This window comes from Mycolicibacterium hippocampi, assembly GCF_010723735.1.
Taxonomy (GTDB): Bacteria; Actinomycetota; Actinomycetes; order Mycobacteriales; family Mycobacteriaceae; genus Mycobacterium; species Mycobacterium hippocampi.
In genome coordinates, this window is the sequence record NZ_BLLB01000002.1 from 3,053,663 (window position 1) to 3,072,479 (window position 18,817).

An 18,817-nucleotide genomic window follows, 5' to 3' on the forward strand; every position below is an offset into this window, starting at 1 on the left:
GTCGTGTCCACCTCTCTGGCGGTACTGCGACTGGATCGCGACCTGCCGCTGCCCAGCCGCGCCCACGACGGTGACGCGGGAGTCGATCTCTACAGTGCCCAGGACATCGAACTCGGGCCCGGTGAGCGGGCTCTCGTGCCGACAGGCGTCGCGGTGGCGATACCGTTCGGCATGGTCGGGCTGGTGCATCCGCGTTCGGGCCTGGCTGCCCGCGTAGGGCTTTCGATCGTCAACAGTCCCGGCACCGTCGACGCGGGCTACCGTGGCGAGGTGAAGGTCTCGCTGATCAACCTCGACCCCCGGACCCCGATCGTCGTCCGTCGTGGAGATCGGATAGCCCAGTTGCTGGTGCAGCGAGTGGAACTGCCCGAACTGATCGAGGTGACGTCGTTCGACGAGGCCGGCTTGGCCGACACAACCCGTGGTGACGGTGGCCACGGTTCCTCCGGCGGACATGCGAGTTTGTGAAATGGCATTGAAGAGACAACGTAACGACAGCTCCGACGCCCCTGAGGGCACGGCCGCCGATGCCGGCGAGGAGCTCGAAGGCCCGTTCGACATCGACGACTTCGACGATCCGGCGGTCGCGGCGGTGGCCCGGCTCGACCTGGGCTCGGTTTTGATCCCGATGCCCGAGGCCGGCCAGGTGCAGGTCGAGCTCGGCAACACCGGCGTGCCCAGCGCCGTCTGGGTGGTGACCCCCAACGGCCGCTTCACGATCGCGGCGTACGCGGCGCCCAAGTCCACCGGCCTGTGGCGGGAGGTCGCCTCGGAGCTGGCTGACTCGCTGCGCAAAGACGTCCCCAAGGTCAGCATCGAGGACGGTCCGTGGGGTCGCGAGGTCGTCGGAGTGGGCGCCGAGAATGCCGGTGTGGTGCGCTTCATCGGTGTGGACGGCTACCGCTGGATGATCAGATGTGTCGTCAGCGGCCCCCACGAACGGATCGCCGCGCTGGCCCAGCAGGCACGGGATGCGTTGGCCGACACGGTCGTTCGCCGCGGGGACACGCCAATGCCGGTCCGCACCCCGTTGCCGATACAGCTGCCGGACGCCATGGCGGCGCAGCTGCGCGCCGCCACCGAACAGGCCGCTGCGCAGCAGGCGGCGGCGTCGGGCCAGCCCCAACCCCAGCAACAGCAGCCGCCCGAAGAACAACAGCCGCCCGAAGAACAACAGCCGGAGGCCCGGCGCGGCACCCAGGGGTCGGCGATGCAGCAACTGCGCACCACCATCACCGGCACCGGGGGATAGCCCGGACCACTCCGCGCCGGAACGGTATTCCAGCAGGTCAGCATTCGCTTTTTCGCGCCTGGAATGCAGTTCCGGCGGCTTACGGGGCTCGTCTGGGTCGGGCCGGATCGTCGGCGTCCCGCAGCGCGGCCAGACACTGCGCTCCCAGGACGCCGGGATCGGTCCCGATCTCGTCGAGGGTCACGGTGCGCAGCGCCGCACGCGGGGCCGCCGACACCCATTCGATACCGACCTCCAGCGGATGCACTTGGTCATCGTCGGCCGACACCACCCCCATCGGCGCGGTGAGTGCCTCGAGATCGCCGACGGTCGGCGCGACATATCGGGCCGCCGCCTCCATCGCCTCGGGCAGCGCGGGCCACTGCCCGACCCATGATCGGGTCAACTCCCCGGCCAGCCACGCCGGGCTCGACGCCTGCATCTGCGCGGTGGCCGACACCAGGCCGTCGCGCCGCAACACCTCCGCGGAGTAGCGGGCCGCCAGCGCGGCGGGCGCTCCGTCGGGCACGCCGGTCCACGCCGGCAGCGCGGCCAGCACCGCAACCACCCGGCCGGGATGGGACAACGCCCACGCCGCCGCGACGGCGGCGCCGATCGACACACCGCCCACCGCAATCGGCTGCTGACCGGCCGCCCGCGCCGCGCTGTCGAGTTCGTCGCGGTACCCGTCGAGCAGTCGGCGCGGCTGCGGCGGCGGGGTCACGACAACCGCCCCGACCTCGTGAAGCGAAGGGGAAAAAGCCCGGTAGACGAAGTCGTCGTCGGAGCCTGTGCCAGGAAGCAGAACGGTGGTGACACCGCGCAGATCGACCGCCATCACATGATCGTGCCCGCTGCCGGAATCCCCGGCGTGGCGGGGCCGGGCCCACGTGGCAAATCGGAAGCAAGAGGTCTACCGTGGCGTTTGATTGGGTGTACCACAATCGATCGACAAGGTCAGGAGAAGCCATGGCCACGGCCGAGGGGTATCTGCGGCGGCTCACCCGTCGGTTGACCGAGGACCCCGAACAGCTCGACGTGCAGGAGCTCAGCGACGAAGCCGCGAGCACCGGCGCGCAGAAGGCGATCGACTGTCACCGCGGCCAAGAGGTGACCATGGTCGGCACGCTGCGCAGCGTCGAATGCAACGGCAAGAGCTGTGCGGGCGGCGTCAAGGCCGAACTGTTCGACGGCACCGACTCGGTGATGCTGGTGTGGCTCGGGCAGCGCCGCATCCCCGGCATCGAGTCCGGGCGCACCCTCAAGGTGCATGGCCGGGTCGGCAAACTGGACAACGGTTCCAAGGCGATCTACAACCCCCACTACGAGATCCAGAAGTGAGCGCCCCCGGTACCGAACCGGGCGAGGCCTCAGCACCGCGGGGAGCGGCCGTCCTCGCACAGATGGGCGGCGTCAGCGGGCTGATCTACTCGTCGCTGCCGGTGGTGGTGTTCGTCCCGGTGTCCTCGGCGTTCGGGCTGATGCCCGCCATCGGCGCCGCCCTGGGGGTCGCGACGCTGATCCTCGGATGGCGGCTGTTCCGCCGGGACTCGGTGCAACCCGCGATCTCGGGTTTCTTCGCGGTCGGCGTCAGCGCCCTGATCGCCTACCTCGTCGGGGCCTCCAAGGGGTATTTCCTGCTCGGCATCTGGATGTCGCTGTTCTGGGCCGTCGTGTTCACCACGTCCGTCGTCATCCGCAGGCCTGTGGTCGGCTACATCTGGGGGTGGGTCAACACCCACGACCGGCGGTGGCGCGACGTACCCCGAGCGGTGCGCGCCTTCGATGCCGCGACGCTGGTGTGGGTGGTGGTGTTCACCTCACGGTTCGTGGTGCAGAACCATCTCTACGACGCCGACCAGACGGGCTGGCTGGGGGTGGCCCGGATCTCGATGGGCTGGCCGCTGACGGCCGTGGCAGCGCTGGTGACCTACCTGGCGATCAGAGCCGCCCAACGCGCGCTGCACGAGCACGACACCACCGACGACCTCGACACGGCGTCCGAACCCGACGACTCGGTGCAGAAGCCGCGCTGAAGCTCACCGCAGCCGCGGGTGCAGGAGCAGTTCGCGCAGTTCGTCCTCCACTTCGGCGACCGCGACGAACAGCAGTTCGTCGCCGCCCTCGAGCGGCTCGTCGCCTTCGGGGACGATGACGCGCGGACCCCGCAGGATCGTCACCAGTGCCACATCGCGGGGCAGCTCGAGACGCTTGACCGGCTTGCCGCCCCAGGGGGTGTCGTCGGGCAGCGTGATCTCGACCAGATTGGCCTGGCCCTTGCTGAACTCCATCAGCCGGACCAGATCGCCGACCGACACCGCTTCCTCGACCAGTGAGGCCAACATCCGCGGGGTGGACACCGCGACGTCGACGCCCCACGCCTCGTCGAAGAGCCATTCGTTGCGGGGGTCGTTGACCCGGGCCACCACCCGGGCAACGGCGAACTCGGTCTTGGACAGCAGGCTGACGACGACGTTGGCCTTGTCGTCGCCGGTGGCGGCGATCACCACGTCGAATTCCTCGAGCTTGACCGATTCCAGCAGGCTGAGCTCACACGCGTCACCCAGGCGCCAGTGCGCGGCCGGGATGGCGTCGACGTCGATGTGATCGGGGTTGCGCTCGAGCAGCGTGACCTCGTGGGATTCGACGAGTTCCCGCGCGATGGAGCGCCCGACGGCACCCGCCCCGGCGATGGCGACCTTCATGCGTTGTCCGAATCCTCGCTCGGGGGCAGTGCCGCGATGGCCAGCGCCTCGGCGATGTGCCCGGAGACGGCGGCCAGGTACACCTGGTCGCCGGCCTGGATGACGGTCTTGGCCTCGGGCAGCAACCCGGCGCCGAAGCGGATAATGAACGACACCCGGCCCGCGGTGGCGGCTTCCAGTTCGGTGACCCGGTGCCCCATCCAGCCCTCGTGCAGGGCCAGCTCGGTGACCCCGACGTTGCCGGTGGGGTCCCGCCACTTGGTGGTCTCGGTCTCGCGGGTGAGGACGTTCAGCAGCCGGTCGGTGGTCCAGGGCACGGTGGCGACGGTGGGGATGCCGAGCCGTTCGTAGACCGCGGCGCGCTTGGCGTCGTAGATGCGGGCCACGACGCGGGCGACGCCGAACGTCTCACGGGCCACCCGTGCGGAGATGATGTTCGAGTTGTCGCCCGACGACACCGCCGCGAAGGCGGCAGCGTCCTCGATGCCCGCGCGCAGCAACACGTCACGGTCGAAGCCCATGCCGAGCACCCGTTGTCCGGAGAAGTCGGGGGAGAGCCGGTGAAAAGCCGTGCCGTCCCGGTCGATCACGGCGACGTCGTGGCCGATACGGGCCAGGCTGTCCGCAAGGGATGCGCCCACCCGGCCACATCCCATGACCACTACACGCACCTGACGGTCCCTTCCGGCCGGAGCCAGCTGTGGCTCACCCAAACTGCTGTTGCAGACCTGCGCACTCCGAACGCTACCGCGATCGTCGTGTGGGCCTACTCTTGGCTCTCGTGTCCAAGCTTTCTACCGCCGCACGGCGGCTGGTGCTGGGCCGGCCCTTCCGCAGCGACAACCTGTCGCACACCCTGCTGCCCAAGCGGATAGCACTGCCGGTCTTCGCCTCCGATGCGTTGTCCTCTGTGGCATACGCACCCGAGGAGATCTTCCTGGTGCTGTCGGTGGCGGGGCTGGCCGCCTACTCGATGGCGCCCTGGATCGGCCTCGCGGTGGCGGCGGTGATGTTCATCGTGATCGCCAGCTACCGGCAGAATGTGCACGCCTACCCGTCGGGTGGTGGCGACTACGAGGTCGCCAACACCAACCTCGGGCCCACGGCAGGACTCACCGTGGCCAGCGCGCTGCTGGTGGATTACGTACTGACCGTCGCGGTGTCGATGTCGTCGGCGATGTCGAACATCGGCTCGGCGGTGCCGTTCGTCAACGAGCACAAGGTGTGGTTCGCGGTCGCCGCGATCCTGCTGCTGGCCTCGCTGAACCTGCGCGGAGTGCGGGAGTCGGGGACCGCTTTCGCGATTCCCACCTATGCGTTCATGATCGGCATGTACACGATGCTGGTCTGGGGGTTCTTCCAGGTCTACGCACTCGACGAGCCGTTGCGTGCCGAATCTGCCGAGTTCGAGTTGACCTCCGAGCACGGCGACATCCTCGGCTTCGCGCTGGTGTTCCTGGTCGCGAGGGCGTTCTCGTCGGGCAGTGCCGCTCTGACCGGCGTCGAAGCGATCAGCAACGGCGTTCCGGCGTTCCGCAAGCCGAAGTCGCGCAACGCCGCGACCACCCTGCTGGGGCTGGGCATCATCGCGATCACCATGTTCATGGGCGTCATCATGCTGGCCAAGGCGACCGGCGTGCAGATCGCGGAACGGCCCGGCGAACAGCTCGTCGGCGCGCCTGAAGACTACGAGCAGAAGACGCTGGTGGTGCAGCTGGCCGACGCGGTGTTCCACAGCTCCCCGGTCGGGCTGTTCCTGATCGCCGGTGTCACCGCACTGATCCTGGTGCTTGCGGCCAACACCGCGTTCAACGGATTTCCGGTACTCGGCTCGATTCTCGCGCAGGACCGGTTCCTGCCCCGTCAGCTGCACACCCGGGGCGACCGGCTGGCGTTCTCCAACGGAATCCTGTTCCTGGCCTTCGGTGCCATCGCCTTCGTGGTGGCGTTCCAGGCTCAGGTCACCGCCCTGATCCAGCTGTACATCGTCGGGGTGTTCGTGTCGTTCACGTTGAGTCAGATGGGCATGATGCGGCATTGGACCCGGCTGCTGCGCACCGAGACCGACGCTGATGCCCGCGGCCGGATGAAGCGCTCCCGCGCCATCAACACCGTGGGCTTCCTCTGCACCGGCACCGTGCTGATCATCGTCGTCGCCACCAAGTTCCTGGCGGGTGCCTGGATCGCGATCCTGGCGATGGGTTCGCTGTTCGCCATCATGAAACTCATCCACAAGCACTACGCGTCGGTGAGTCGCGAGCTCGAACTGCGCGCCGCCGAGGCCGAGGACATCGTGCTGCCCAGCCGCAACCACGCGATCGTCCTGGTGTCCAACGTGCATCTGCCGACGCTGCGCGCGCTGGCCTACGCCCGCGCCACCCGTCCCGACCTGGTGGAGGCCATCACCGTCAGCGTCGACGACGCCGAGACACGCGCACTGGTGCACAAGTGGGAGCAAAGCGACATCAGCGTGCCGCTGAAGGTGATCGCGTCCCCGTACCGGGAGATCACCCGCCCGGTGCTCGAATACGTCAAGCGGGTCAGCAAGGACTCGCCGCGCACCGTGGTCACCGTCTTCATCCCCGAGTACGTGGTCGGCCACTGGTGGGAACAGTTGCTGCACAACCAGAGTGCGTTGCGACTGAAGGGCAGATTGCTGTTCGAGCCCAACGTCATGGTGACCTCGGTCCCGTGGCAGCTGACGTCGTCGGAGCGGTTGAAGAAGCTGGAACCGCAGTCGGCCCCAGGCGATGCGCGCAAGGGGTTCCTGGATTGAGCATCGATTCCGCTCCCACCGAACTCACGCTGACCACCGGGGCTGCGGCCAACGGCGGCAGCTGCGTGGCGCGCCACGACGGCAGGGTGGTCTTCGTGCGGTACGCGCTGCCGTCGGAGAAGGTCAGGGCCCGGGTGACGGGCGGTGCCGGCGCCCACGGGTCCTACTGGAACGCCGACGTCGTCGAGGTGCTCGAGCCGTCGGCCGACCGGATCGAGTCGCTGTGTCCGATCGCCGGGGTGGGCGCCGCGGGATGCTGCGACCTCGCGTTCGCCGACCCGGCCGCCGCGCGTCGGCTCAAGGGTGCGGTGGTGGCCAACCAGCTTGCGCGCCTCGGCGGGTACCACTGGCGCGACGAAGACGATGCCGCTGCGTCGCCGGTGGGTGAGCTCGGTGCCACGGGATGGCGGACCCGGGTGCGGCTGGGCACCTCGGCAGACGGCCGGGCGGGCTTTCACCGCTATCACAGCGCCGAATTGGTGCACCGGCTCGACTGCGCGCAGCTGCCGCCGGGCATGCTCGCAGGGATCGCCGAGACCCGGTGGCCCGCGGGTTCGGGGGTCCATGTCGCGGTTGACGACGAGGCCGCCCGCCACGTGGTGGTGTCCGGCTCGCGGGGTGCGCGCAAGACCACGACGGTGGCCGAGGGTGGCTACGAGGCGGTGCAGCGGGTCGGTGGGCGCAGCTGGCGGGTGCCGGTGACGGCGTTCTGGCAGGCGCACCGCGACGCACCGAACCTTTACAGTTCGGTAGTCGCCGACTGGGCCGCGATGGAGCCGGGGATGACGGCGTGGGATCTCTACGGTGGCGCAGGCGTTTTCGCGGCGGCGCTGGCCGACAGGGTCGGGGACACCGGCCGGGTGCTCACCGTCGACACGTCGCGGGGTGCCTCCCGCGCGGCGCGTGCCGCACTCGCCGACCTGAGCTGGGTGGAGGTGCTCACCGACTCCGTGCGGCGGGCACTGACCGGGCAGCGCAGCCGCGCCGACGTCGCGGTGCTGGACCCGCCGCGCGCCGGGGCAGGGCGCGACGTGATCGATCTGCTGGCAGCGGCCGAGGTGCCGCGCATCATCCATATCGGTTGTGAAGCAGCATCTTTCGCGCGGGACATCGGGCTCTACCGGGGGCACGGGTACGCCGTGGAGAAGCTGGAGGTCTTCGACTCGTTCCCGCTCACCCACCACGTCGAGTGCATCGCGGTGCTCACCCGGTGAGTCGCCGCCGCTACGGATCGTCCGCTTCGAGTCCGTCGACTGCCTGCTGCATTCGTTCCAGCACCTCGCGCATCTCCTCGATGGCTTCTTTGAGCTCGGCTGCCGACGTTGCAGGCTCTCCGGGGCCGGGTGTCGGCACCGCCGCCGGTGGTGCTGCTTCCGGCGCGGGCAGATCTCGTGGTGGCGTGGCCGACGGCGGGGGGGCTGACGCGGCGTCGCCGCCGGGCGCGGTGGCCACCCGGCCGGTGCCTGGCCCGAACACCTGGTCGAGCGCCTCGGCCAACGTCGGTCCGTAGCCCACCCGGACACCGCCGTCTCCGGGTTCGCGGAAGCTGACCAGCACCCGGGAGAGTTGCGGGAAGGTCGAGCTGTTCGGGTTGGTCGAGATGCGTTCCGTGTACAGCGGTTCCACATACAGCACGCCGCCGTCGGCGATCGGCAGGGTCAACAGATTGCCGTAGTGGATCCGGTTCGATCGTTCGAGCAGTGTGCGCTCCGAGGCCACCCTGGTATCGGAGATCATCGAGTTCTGGATCTGTTGCGGTCCCTGGGTCAGGGTGTCGGTCGGCAGACGCAGCACGGTGAGCTTGCCGTAGTCTTCGGGGTCGGAATGGGCCGAGATGTACGCGGACAGGAACTCCCGGTTGTAGCCCACCATCGCTGTAGCGAGTCGGAAGGACGGCTCGGCCGTCTGCTCATCCCCGACGAGTATGTAGAACGGTGGTTGGGCCGGGTTCGCGTCATCGGTCGGATCGCTCGGCACCGACCAGAACGCGTTGGTGGTGAAGAACTCTCGCGGCTCGTTGACGTGGTATTTGGCCAACAGCTCGCGCTGGATCCTGAAGAGATCCTCGGGATAGCGGAAGTGGGCGCGCAGTTCATCGGAGATTTCGTCTTCGGCTTTGACGCTCCCGGGCAGCGAACGCATCCACGCGGCCAGAACCGGATCGTCGGTATCGAACTGGTAGAGCGTCACGGTGCCGTCATAGGCGTCGACGGTCGCCTTGACCGAATTGCGGGCGTACGAGACCTCTGCGCCCGCGCGTACCACGCCGCTGTCGGTAATGGCCGGGGCCTCGAGTGCCATCCGCTGGGCGTAGGGGTAGGAGTCGAGGGTTGTGTACGCGTCGATGATCCACAGGACTCGGCCGTCGACCACGGCGGGATAGGCGTTGCCGTCGGTGGTGAGCCACGGCGCCACGCGCTGCACCCGTTCTTTCGGGTCACGGTGGAACAACACTTTGGACTCCGAGCCGATCGCCCGGGAGAACAGGATGTTGCGTTCGGCGAACCTCGCCGCGAACACGCTGCGATTCAACCAGTTGCCGATCGAAACTCCGCCGGCGCCGGTGTAGGTGTAGGTGGAGGTATCGGTGTCGTACTCGCGCGGTGGTGAGTCCGGAGCCCCGCCGACGATGGCGTAGTCGGGGTCGGTTCTGGCGATGACCTCACCGAAGTAGATCCGGGGTTGGTCCACGGGAATGACCTGGTCGCCCGATGCCTGCGTGGCGATGTCGCTCACCGCATAGATCGGGTAACCGCTGTTGGTTTCGGATGCCTCGGCGGCATCGCGCACGGCGGCGTTGACCCGGTTCGCCGGGGCGGCGACAAATCCGTTGCCGTGCGTGTAGACGGTATGACGATTGATCCAGTCGGTCTGGTTGCCGGTCAAGCTGTCCGGAGAGAGTTCACGAACCCCGACGATGTAGTCCTGCAACTGACCGTCGATGCGGTACCGGTCGATGTCGAGAATGTCAGGGAAGCTGTAGAAGTTCTTGAGTTGTTGCTGCTGGGTGAACGTCCGCGACAGGATGTCGGGGTCGAGTAAACGCGTTTGGGCGATGGTGGTCCGGTCTGCCGGCACTTCCTGCGGGGGCTTGGTGCCGATGCCTGGATAGGCCCGGTACTCGACGGCGTCCCCATCGAGCCGGAACGCCTGTCGGGTGGCGTCGATGTTGCGCTGGATGTAGGGCCGTTCGACGTCGGCTGCATTGGGACGCACCGAGAACTGTTCCATAAGCATCGGCCACACGCCGCCGACGAGTATGGACGACAGCACCAGCAGTGCCGTGGCCATCGCGGGTATCCGCATGTCGCGCAGAAAGACAACGGCGAAGAACGAGGCGGCGCACAGCACGGCGATGGCCAACAGCACGAGGCGTGCGGGGAGTACCGCGTGGATGTCGGTATAACCCGCGCCCGTGAACGTCGGTTCCTTTCGGCCGCCGGTCAGCAGTTCGTAGCGATCGAACCAGTAGGCCACCGCCTTGAGCAGCACCACGAGGCCGGCGAGCACAGCGACCTGGATGCGCGCGGACTGGGTGAGCGTTCCCTTGCCCTCCGCCACGCGGAAGCCCCCGAACAGGTATTGGGTGACCAGGTTCGCGACGAGTGCCAACACCGAGGCGACGAGCATCCAGCTCAGCACCGACCGATAGAGCGGCAGATCGAAGACGAAGAAACCGATGTCGTGGCCGAATTCCGGGTCGACGATGCCGAATGCGCCGCCGTGCAGAAACAACTGCACAGTCGCCCAGTTCAGCTGCGCGATCAGCCCACACAGCAGGCCCAGACCGCCGGCGATGCCGAGGGTGACCAATATCGGCCGAGTCATCAGGGCGGTGCGGTACGGCGTCAGCGGATCCTGAGGCTTGCGCTCGGGGACAAACACCGGGCGCGAGCGGTAGGCCAATACGATGGCGATCGCCACGCAGCCGCCGACCAACACCGCCACGGCCGCGAAGGTGGCCAGCTTGGTGAGCAGCACGGTCAGCCACACTGATCGGAAACCGACCTCCCCGAACCACAGCCAGTCGACGTAGAGGTCGAGAACCGGTGGGCCGACCAGAAGCAGAACAAGAATCACAGCGGCCGCGATCGCCCAGATTCGACCGCGTTTGGAAAGCTGCGGTAACTGGCCGGGCGACGGTGTCGTCATCTCCACGCTCCGAATCGCATCGGATGCCGTCGATCCGGGCGTCCCGCGGCATCGTTGCGGTCAGGCTCCCGGTAGCTCACCGACTGCACGGAACCCGGCTCGGAGAGTACGTGGGTGGGAGATGACTTACATTGATCGTAATAGGTGTGCCGGGAAGTCTGGTCGGCGCGTTTTTGTCGAGCCTTGAGCACAGAGGGGTCCCTACCATGCCTGCCGACCGTGTCCCGCCAGTGAACAAACCGGCGCTCTTTGCGCGCGGTTCCTGGTCGGAGACCAGTCGCGTCACCACCATCCTGCGCAAGGAGACCGTCGGTGGCGTCATCCTGCTGGTGGCCGCGGGCGCGGCGCTCATCTGGGCGAACACCCCGTGGTCGGAGAGCTACTTCGCGCTGCGGGACCTCGAGATCGGCGGTGAGCCGTTCGGCCTGCATCTGAACCTCACCGTCGGTGCGTGGGCGGCGGACGGGTTGCTGGCGATCTTCTTCCTCGTGGTCGGGCTGGAACTCAAACGCGAGTTCGTCGCCGGGGACCTGCGCGACCCCAGTCGCGCCGCGTTGCCGATCGCCGCGGCAGTCGGCGGCATGGTGGTGCCCGCCCTGATCTTCGTCCTGGTCAACCTCAACACCGGAGACGGCGCGCTGCGGGGCTGGGCGATTCCGACTGCGACCGACATCGCGTTCGCGGTGGCCGTGCTGGCGGTCATCTCGACGCACCTGCCCTCGGCGTTGCGCACGTTCCTGCTGACCCTCGCCGTCGTCGACGACCTGCTGGCGATCACCGTCATCGCCGTGTTCTACACCGTGGACATCAACGCGGTCGCCCTCGCGCTGGCACTGGTGCCGCTGGCACTGTTCACGGTCTGTGTGCAGCGCGGGGTGCAGGCGTGGTGGGTGCTGATCCCGCTCGCCCTCCTCACCTGGGTACTGGTGCACGAGTCCGGCGTGCACGCCACGGTGGCAGGCGTGCTGCTCGGCTTCGCGGTGCCGGTGCGGCGGTCGGCGCGGCGGCGCGGCGTCGAGGTCGAGTCCGGGATGGCCGAGTACTTCGAGCACCGCATCCGTCCGGTCTCGGCAGGGATCGCGATCCCGGTGTTCGCGTTCTTCGCAGCCGGCGTGAGCATCGGCGGCCTGAGCGGACTCACCAGCGCCCTCAGCGATCCGATCGCGCTCGGCATCGTGCTGGGTCTGGTGATCGGAAAACCAGTCGGCATCCTGGGCGTCACCCGGGTGATGGCCTCGGTGACCCGCGCGACGCTGGACGCCTCGTTGCGCTGGGTGGATGTGCTCGGCATGTCGATGCTCGCCGGCATCGGGTTCACCGTGTCGCTGCTGATCGGCGATCTGGCATACGGACTGGGGTCCGATCGTGACGAATTGGTGAAGGTCGGCGTGTTGTGTGGGTCACTGCTGGCAGCGATGCTCGCTGCTGTCGTGCTTCTCACCAGGAACCGCGCCTACCGGCGCATTCACGTCCAGGAGACCGCCGACGCCGATCAGGACGGAGTGCCCGACATCTACCAATCTCGGCAGGACTGAAGGTGCCGGCCGTGCGTAGACTGGCCGAATGCTTGAACAGATCCGCGGTCCCGCTGATCTGCAGCACCTGACGCAGGCGCAGCTGGACGAACTGGCCCGAGAGATCCGCGACTTCCTGATCCACAAGGTCGCGGCCACCGGCGGGCACCTGGGACCGAACCTCGGCGTCGTGGAGTTGACGTTGGCGCTGCATCGCGTCTTCGATTCCCCTCACGACCCGATCCTGTTCGACACCGGTCATCAGGCCTATGTGCACAAGATGCTCACGGGCCGCGCCCGGGACTTCGACACGCTGCGCAAGAAGGACGGCCTGTCGGGTTACCCGTCGCGGACCGAGAGCGAGCACGACTGGGTGGAGTCCAGCCACGCCAGTTCCTCGCTGTCCTACGCCGACGGCTTGGCCAAGGCGTTCGAGCTGAACGGGCACCGAAACCGCCACGTCGTCGCCGTGGTCGGTGACGGGGCGCTGACCGGCGGCATGTGCTGGGAGGCGCTCAACAACATCGCGGCTTCGGGCCGGCCGGTGGTCATCGTCGTCAACGACAACGGCCGCAGCTACGCGCCCACCATCGGCGGCTTCGCCGAGCACCTCGCCGGTCTTCGGTTGCAGCCCGGCTATGAGCGGGCGCTCGAAGAGGGCCGCAAGGCGGTGCGCGGTCTGCCGATGATCGGCGAGTTCTGCTACCAGTGCATGCACAGCGTCAAGGCGGGCATCAAGGACGCGTTGTCGCCCCAGGTGATGTTCACCGATCTGGGCCTCAAGTACGTCGGCCCGATCGACGGTCACGACGAGCACGCGGTGGAGAGCGCGCTGCGCCATGCCCGCGGTTTCAACGCCCCGGTTGTCGTGCACGTCGTCACCCGCAAGGGCATGGGTTACCCGCCGGCCGAGAACGACGAAGACGATCAGATGCACTCGTGCGGTGTCATCGACCCGGAGACCGGTCTGGCCACGACGGTTCCCGGCCCCGGCTGGACCTCCACGTTCGCCGAGGCGTTGATCCGACTGGCGACCAAGCGTCGCGACGTCGTGGCGATCACCGCCGCCATGCCCGGGCCCACCGGGCTCAGTGCGTTCCGGGACCGGTTCCCGGACCGGTTCTTCGACGTCGGTATCGCCGAGCAGCACGCGGTGACGTCGGCCGCCGGGTTGGCGATGGGTGGCATGCATCCGGTGGTCGCGATCTACTCGACGTTCCTCAACCGGGCGTTCGACCAGATCATGATGGACGTCGCACTGCACAAGCTCCCGGTGACGATGGTGCTGGACCGGTCCGGGGTCACCGGACCCGATGGTGCCAGCCACAACGGCATGTGGGACCTGTCGATCCTGGGCATCGTGCCAGGGATGCGGGTCGCAGCGCCCCGCGACGGCGCCCGGTTGCGCGAGGAACTCGCCGAGGCGCTCGACATCGACGATGGTCCCACCGCGATTCGCTTCCCGAAAGGCGATGTAGGCGAAGATGTTCCGGCGGTCGAACGACGTGGCGGAGTCGACGTGCTGGCGGTACCGGCCGACGGTCTGTCCGACGACGTGCTCCTCGTGGCCGTCGGGCCGTTCGCGAAGATGGCGCTCGGGATCGCCGAACTGCTGCGCAACCAGGGCATCGGCGTGACCGTCGCCGATCCGCGGTGGGTGCTGCCGGTGCCCGCCGAAATCGCCGCGCTGGCGGCCGACCACAAGCTGGTGGTGACCCTCGAGGACAACGGTGTGCACGGCGGGGTCGGCTCGGCCGTGTCGGGTGCGCTGCGGCGGGCCGAGGTGGACGTTCCGTGCCGCGACGCCGCACTGCCCCAGCAGTTCTTCGACCATGCGTCCCGCGGAGAGGTCCTCGCGGCCGTCGGCCTCACCGAACGCAACATCGCCCGCCAGATCACCGGGTGGGTGGCTGCGTTGGGCACCTCGGTCAGTGAGCGGGAGATCAGCCAGCAGCTCGACTGACCCAGCAGTTCGACTGACGCGGCCTTACCCACCCTGTCGGTCTGGGATGCGGTGGGCCGGTGCGGTTGCCGGCGTCGCAGTTGCGGTGACCGGCGCGTCCGAGGAGCGCCGAGCGCGACCATCGATCACGATGGTGATGGGAAGTTGACGCGCCGCCAGGTTGACCGCATAGAGTATCCAATATCAGCTGAAAGCGAGAGCCGATGCCACCGCGCACCGCCGCCAAGCGCTCCGAACCCGAGGGCGCAGATCGAGCCATTCCCGCCGGGTACTCCGGTGACGCCGTCCGGGGACGACGATCGGACTTCGTGCGGCCCAAAACCGCTCAGCAGGCGGTGGCCGAGGCGCTGCGGCACGACATCACCACCGGCAAGCTGGCCCCGGGGAGCTGGATCGTCCAGGAAGCCGTCGCCGAGCAGTTCGGCATGTCGCGCATTCCGATCCGGGAAGCGCTCAAGACTCTCGAGGCCGAGGAGTACATCACCTACGTGCCGCACAGCGGCTATCGGGTCACCAAGCTCAGCCTCGACGACCTCGTCGAGGTGTTCACGCTGCGGACCATCCTCGAGGAGGCGCTGATCCGCGACGCGATGCCGGGTGTAACCGACGAAATCGTCGACGAAATGCGTTCGTGCAACGCAGAAATGGACGCCGCGCAGGCTGCCGGTGACCCGATCGCGGTCGGGGTGGCCAACCGCCAGTTCCACTTTCTGACCTTTCACGCCAGCTCGATGGCACGCACCAAGCGCATCGTGACGCAGCTGTGGAACACCGCCGACGCCTACCGGCCGCTGTACCTTCCCCTGCTCGACATGCCGAAGGTCTGCAAAGAGCACACGCTGATGATCAATGCGATGGCCGAGCGCGACGTCGAACGCATGGTGAAGCTCAACCACGAGCACCGGGCGCACGCCCTGGCGCCGATCCACCAGATCTTCGACGAGGAATCCACCGCCTCGGCATGACTGTGGTCGACAGATTGCTCGCGCTGGGGATGGTGATTCCGGAGCCACCGTCCCCGAAGGGTGCGTATTTCCCCAGCCGCCGCTGCGGTGATCAGCTGTGGGTATCAGGCGCCACGGCCCGCAGGGAGGGCGCGCCGGCGCTGCGCGGCATCGTCGGCGCCGACGTCGACACAGAGCAGGCCCGCGAGCAGGCCGAGCTGGCCGCGCTGAACCTGCTCGGGGCGATCGACGCGGCCGTCGGCCTCGACGCGGTGACCGCGGTCGTGCAGTTGCGCGGATACGTCCGCGCAGTGCCTGATTTCGACACCCACCCCGCGGTGATCGACGGAGCCTCCCGGGTGCTGCTCGAGGGCTTCGGCGAGGAGGTGGGGGCGCACGCACGCACCGCCATCGGTGTCGCCTCGCTGCCCGGGGGTGCCTGCGTGGAACTCGATCTGGTGGTCAGCGTCGCTGCGGGCGAGCGCTGAGACGATCCAGCCACCGACCGATCGCCAGGCCGAGTGCGACACCGGCGAACCCGTTGAGCAGCAAGGTGATCCACTCGGGCCCGGGAGCGCGGTCGCAAGCCCGCGGCCGACCCGGCGCGACCACCGGAGCGGGCCGGTCCTCGCCGACGATCGTGGCGTTGAGCTGGTCGACGAACTGTCCGATGATGCGGTTGCTCACCGGCACGATCGCACCCTTGCCGAACTGGGCGATGCGGCCGCCGAGCTCGAGGTCGGTGGTCACGGTGACCACCGACCGGGTGCCGTCGTCGCGGGCCACCAGCCGGACGGTGGCCTCGGTCGACCCGTTTCCTCTGCGGTCGCGGGCGTTGCCCCGCACGATCATCTCCCTGGCGGCGTCGTCCTGTCGCACCAGGGTCGCCGTGCCCGCCAACGTCATTCCGATGGGGCCGACCTTGACGGCGACGTGTGCGTGGAAATCGTCGCCGTCGCGGTGGTCGAGTGCTGCACCCGGAATGCACCCCACCACCGTGGGGATGTCGGTGAGTACCGCCCACGTGGCGTGCAGCGGTGCATCGACCGCGAACTCGTTGACGAGTTGCATTGCTGTCTCCCGGGCGGTCAGCGGTTGTGGATCGAATGTCCTCACCATACGATTGGATACGATATACATCAATCGTCGACATGGCCCGAGGAGGCTGCTGGATGCTGAGCATGGGCGTAGGACTGTTTCCCACCGAACCGACGGCAGCGATGTGCTCCTACGTCCGACTCTGCGAGGACCTCGGGTATGACAACGTCTGGTTCGGTGACTCCCAGAACATCTGGCGTGAGTCGTCGACCGTGATGGGTGCGGCCGCGGTCGGGACCGAGCGCATCGTGTTCGGCACCGGGGTGACCAACGCGGTCACCCGCCATCCGTCGCTGCTCGCCTCGACCTGGGCGACCCTTGCCGAGTTCACCGGCGGTCGGGTCGCTCTCGGGATCGGCACGGGCGACTCCTCGCTGCGCACGATGGGCCTCAAGCCGCTCAAGCTCGCCGAACTCGAGCGCTCGATCGAGGACCTGCGGGCGCTGCTGCGCGGGGACAAGGTCGCCGAGGCGTCCAGTGGCGCCGAGTACCACCTGAACTACCTGAGCGGTCCGCTCCACGTACCGGTCTACATCGCCGCGTCCGCACCCAAGATCCTGGAGATGTCGGGACGCATCGCCGACGGGGTGATCGTGTTGGTCGGCACCGCACCGCACTTCATCGAGGCGGCGCTGCAGACAATCGAGCGCGGCGCCAAGAGCAGCGGCCGAACTCTCGCCGATCTGCACATCGTGCTGTGGACGCCGACTGCGATCGGTGACGACAGCACCGAGGCGCGCGACCTGGTGCGCGCGCACGTCTCGCGCGTCGCGATCCGCCCGTTGCCCGCCAAGGTCGACCCCGCCCTGGAGAAGGCCATCGACCGGATCCGAGAGCAGTACAACTACTACGAGCACATGAACCCCGAGGCCGCGCACGCCGATCTGGTGCCCGATGAGCTCGTCGATCTGTTCGCGCTGGCAGGCACGGCGACCGAGTGTGCGCAGCGGCTGAAGGAAATCGAGTCGCTGGGCGTCGACCAGGTCTCGATCGTGCCGTTCGTCAGGCCGGGGCAGAGCCGCGAGGGCACCATCCGCACCTTCGCCGACATCGTCCGCGGTCGCCTGGCGTGACGGTGCCCGGCGTGCCGAACCCGTCCGCACATCCCGCGCCGGGCAGCGCCGTGCCGGGGGCGCCGCCGGCGTTGAAGCGGTCACTGACACCTGCCGATGGCGTGGTCGATGCCCTGTCCGATGCCGATGCCGATGCCAGCAGGGCTGCCGAAACCGCTGCACCGCAAAGCAATTCAGGACGGATCGCTGGTTCCGGGCTACACGCCGCGGCGGCGATGGCCGGGGTGGCGGTGGGACTGGAGATCGCCGGGATCATTTCACGTCGACGTAACAACTAGCGGTTGACGCAGATCACACCGCTTCCTATAGTTGGATCCAATATCCACTCAACGCCCGGAGGCTTTTCTGATGTCAAGGTTCCCGAAGGTCATCGGCGCACTCGCCGCCGCATCCGCGCTTCTCGTCAGTGCCACCGCGTGTGCCGACGAGTCCTCGGGGCCCACTGAGGGCGGTGGCGCCACCACCGACACGTTGAGCATCTCCGCGACCGGCGTGGACAGCCTGCCATTCATGGCGATCCTGCAGGCGGGGATCAACAAGAAGTGGTTCGAGGAGGAGGGGTTGAAGGTCGACCTCTACTCCGGCGGCGGGGGTGGCAACACCCTGCGCGTCGTCACCAGCGGCGACGCCGACATGGCGATCGCCGGGAACAGCTCGGTGATCCTGGCTGCGCAGCAACCGGATTCGAACCTCACGGTGATCGCCCCATGGTTCCAGATCAACGATTTCTCCTGGATCAGCCCGCCCGGTCGGACCATCGAGGGCGCCACGCTCGGCTTCAGCTCGGCAGGGTCGTCGACGGAGCTGTTGGTCAAGGGCCTCGAGCAGGAACTCGGGCAGGGCGTCAAGGCGCAGGCCGTGGGCGGAATGGGCGACAACTGGACCGCCGCCCGGGCCAATCAGATCACCGCGGGGTGGGCGATGCAGCCCTTCATCGCCGAGAAGCAGGCCACCGAGAACGCCGAGATCCTGGTGAATGCCCGCGATGTGCTCGGTGACCTGCCCGCAGACCTGGTCGCGGTCAACTCCAGCTACGCCGAGGCCAACCCGGAGAACATCAGGACGTTCTTCCGGGTGGCCGACCGGCTCAACGAGTGGGTGGTGTCCAACCCGGACGAAGCCGGCGCCGAGATCGGGCCGCTGGTGGGCGTTTCGCCCGAGGTGATGCAGACCGCGCTCAAGAACAGCCCGGACCTGGCCAAGGGATACTCGCTCAAGGTCGACACCGAGGGCCTGACCAATCTCTCCGAGCTCATGGTCGCCGCCGGCCAGATCGACGAGCCTGTCGACTGGGCCACCGTGCTCGACCAGCAGTACCTTCCCGAGGACGACCGGGCGAGCTTCTGAGCACACGCCACGAA

At 67.9% G+C, this 18,817-nt stretch carries 18 protein-coding genes; 13 read left to right on the top strand and 5 right to left on the bottom strand.

What is annotated here, in order from left to right; genetic code table 11:
- Window positions 1-3 precede the first annotated feature (3 nt).
- Both dut and G6N53_RS15850 read left to right on the top strand, forming a co-directional pair.
- Complete coding sequence (dut, locus tag G6N53_RS15845; RefSeq protein ID WP_163889907.1) at window positions 4-468, top strand: dUTP diphosphatase; 465 nt, start codon at window positions 4-6, stop codon at window positions 466-468.
- A gap of 1 nt (window position 469) precedes the next feature.
- Window positions 470-1,252 (top strand): DUF3710 domain-containing protein, encoded by a 783-nt coding sequence (locus G6N53_RS15850; protein ID WP_163889909.1) that lies wholly within the window; start codon window positions 470-472, stop codon window positions 1,250-1,252.
- A 79-nt stretch (window positions 1,253-1,331) separates the two neighbouring features.
- On the opposite strand, the gene G6N53_RS15855 is transcribed toward G6N53_RS15850, so the two are convergent.
- Complete coding sequence (locus G6N53_RS15855; protein WP_163889911.1) at window positions 1,332-2,069, bottom strand: serine aminopeptidase domain-containing protein; 738 nt, start codon at window positions 2,067-2,069, stop codon at window positions 1,332-1,334.
- A 131-nt stretch (window positions 2,070-2,200) separates the two neighbouring features.
- Here G6N53_RS15855 and G6N53_RS15860 point away from each other — a divergent pair, with 131 nt between their 5' ends.
- Together G6N53_RS15860 and G6N53_RS15865 are read left to right on the top strand one after the other, a co-directional pair.
- Entirely contained in the window at window positions 2,201-2,572 is a 372-nt protein-coding gene (locus G6N53_RS15860) for an OB-fold nucleic acid binding domain-containing protein (RefSeq protein ID WP_159229502.1), read from the top strand.
- Window positions 2,569-3,267 carry a DUF3159 domain-containing protein gene (locus tag G6N53_RS15865; protein WP_163889913.1) on the top strand — a complete coding sequence of 233 codons (699 nt, stop codon included), beginning with the start codon at window positions 2,569-2,571 and terminating at the stop codon, window positions 3,265-3,267. The genes G6N53_RS15860 and G6N53_RS15865 overlap by 4 nt, the downstream gene beginning before the upstream one ends.
- A gap of 3 nt (window positions 3,268-3,270) precedes the next feature.
- Here G6N53_RS15865 and G6N53_RS15870 read toward each other — a convergent pair whose 3' ends face one another.
- A complete protein-coding gene (locus G6N53_RS15870) occupies window positions 3,271-3,936 on the bottom strand; it encodes a potassium channel family protein (RefSeq protein ID WP_163889915.1) in 666 nt (221 codons plus the stop codon).
- A complete protein-coding gene (locus G6N53_RS15875; RefSeq protein ID WP_163889918.1) occupies window positions 3,933-4,607 on the bottom strand; it encodes a potassium channel family protein in 675 nt (224 codons plus the stop codon). Before G6N53_RS15875 ends, G6N53_RS15870 begins: the two co-directional genes overlap by 4 nt.
- 101 nt (window positions 4,608-4,708) lie before the next feature.
- On the opposite strand from G6N53_RS15875, the gene G6N53_RS15880 reads away from it, so the two are divergent.
- Window positions 4,709-6,712 (top strand): APC family permease, encoded by a 2,004-nt coding sequence (locus tag G6N53_RS15880; protein WP_205390565.1) that lies wholly within the window; start codon window positions 4,709-4,711, stop codon window positions 6,710-6,712.
- Complete coding sequence (locus tag G6N53_RS15885) at window positions 6,709-7,926, top strand: class I SAM-dependent RNA methyltransferase (protein ID WP_163889922.1); 1,218 nt, start codon at window positions 6,709-6,711, stop codon at window positions 7,924-7,926. The genes G6N53_RS15880 and G6N53_RS15885 overlap by 4 nt, the downstream gene beginning before the upstream one ends.
- A gap of 10 nt (window positions 7,927-7,936) precedes the next feature.
- Here G6N53_RS15885 and G6N53_RS15890 read toward each other — a convergent pair whose 3' ends face one another.
- Window positions 7,937-10,864 (bottom strand): UPF0182 family protein, encoded by a 2,928-nt coding sequence (locus tag G6N53_RS15890; RefSeq protein ID WP_163889924.1) that lies wholly within the window; start codon window positions 10,862-10,864, stop codon window positions 7,937-7,939.
- A 206-nt stretch (window positions 10,865-11,070) separates the two neighbouring features.
- Between G6N53_RS15890 and nhaA the strand changes: the two genes are divergently transcribed.
- The 4 genes from nhaA to G6N53_RS15910 all read left to right on the top strand — a co-directional run bounded on the left by nhaA (window position 11,071) and on the right by G6N53_RS15910 (window position 15,773).
- Entirely contained in the window at window positions 11,071-12,399 is a 1,329-nt protein-coding gene (gene nhaA / locus G6N53_RS15895) for a Na+/H+ antiporter NhaA (RefSeq protein ID WP_163889926.1), read from the top strand.
- Between the two features lie 28 nt (window positions 12,400-12,427).
- A complete protein-coding gene (gene dxs, locus G6N53_RS15900) occupies window positions 12,428-14,341 on the top strand; it encodes a 1-deoxy-D-xylulose-5-phosphate synthase (RefSeq protein ID WP_163889928.1) in 1,914 nt (637 codons plus the stop codon).
- Between the two features lie 203 nt (window positions 14,342-14,544).
- A complete protein-coding gene (locus G6N53_RS15905; RefSeq protein ID WP_163889930.1) occupies window positions 14,545-15,306 on the top strand; it encodes a GntR family transcriptional regulator in 762 nt (253 codons plus the stop codon).
- Window positions 15,303-15,773 carry a RidA family protein gene (locus G6N53_RS15910; RefSeq protein ID WP_163889932.1) on the top strand — a complete coding sequence of 157 codons (471 nt, stop codon included), beginning with the start codon at window positions 15,303-15,305 and terminating at the stop codon, window positions 15,771-15,773. Before G6N53_RS15905 ends, G6N53_RS15910 begins: the two co-directional genes overlap by 4 nt.
- Here the strand turns inward: G6N53_RS15910 and G6N53_RS15915 are convergent.
- A complete protein-coding gene (locus G6N53_RS15915) occupies window positions 15,748-16,401 on the bottom strand; it encodes an SRPBCC family protein (protein WP_237166533.1) in 654 nt (217 codons plus the stop codon). The two genes, G6N53_RS15910 and G6N53_RS15915, sit on opposite strands and share 26 nt — an antisense overlap.
- 56 nt (window positions 16,402-16,457) lie before the next feature.
- On the opposite strand from G6N53_RS15915, the gene G6N53_RS15920 reads away from it, so the two are divergent.
- From G6N53_RS15920 to G6N53_RS15930, 3 genes are all read left to right on the top strand, one after another.
- On the top strand, window positions 16,458-17,456 hold the full coding sequence (locus G6N53_RS15920; protein ID WP_163889935.1) for an LLM class flavin-dependent oxidoreductase: 999 nt from the start codon (window positions 16,458-16,460) through the stop codon (window positions 17,454-17,456).
- A gap of 11 nt (window positions 17,457-17,467) precedes the next feature.
- Entirely contained in the window at window positions 17,468-17,734 is a 267-nt protein-coding gene (locus tag G6N53_RS15925) for a hypothetical protein (protein WP_237166534.1), read from the top strand.
- A gap of 70 nt (window positions 17,735-17,804) precedes the next feature.
- Window positions 17,805-18,803, top strand: coding sequence for an ABC transporter substrate-binding protein (locus tag G6N53_RS15930; protein WP_163889937.1), 999 nt, complete (start codon window positions 17,805-17,807; stop codon window positions 18,801-18,803).
- Window positions 18,804-18,817: the final 14 nt, after the last annotated feature.